This is a genomic window from Oleiphilus sp. HI0079 (genome assembly GCF_001635105.1).
In genome coordinates, this window is sequence record NZ_LWFT01000489.1 from 1 (window position 1) to 285 (window position 285).

Consider the following 285-nt stretch of genomic DNA (forward strand, 5'->3'; position numbering starts at 1 on the left):
TGATGTGGCGCGCGGTCAACACCGATGGCACCCTAACTTACNGCTTCGTAGANTCACTTGAGGCGAGCCACAATGGATACCTTGTGCGCTTGATCGGTGGCGTTATTTTCCTAGTCGGCATGCTTATCATGGCACTGAATGTTTGGTTAACAATCAAACAGAAAGACGCCAAAGCGCTCGATTCAATGCCTGCGACTGCTTAAGGGAGATAAACGATGAAGCAACATGAGTTAATTGAAAAGAACCTTGGCCTGATGATCCCTTTGATCATCGTGGCTATCAGTT

Annotated in this window: 1 pseudogene; it reads left to right on the forward strand. The window is 47.3% G+C overall.

The features are described 5' to 3' along the window. A pseudogene (locus A3750_RS06345) lies at positions 1 to 203 on the forward strand (cytochrome C oxidase Cbb3); the annotation flags it as partial. Positions 204 to 285 lie beyond the last annotated feature (82 nt).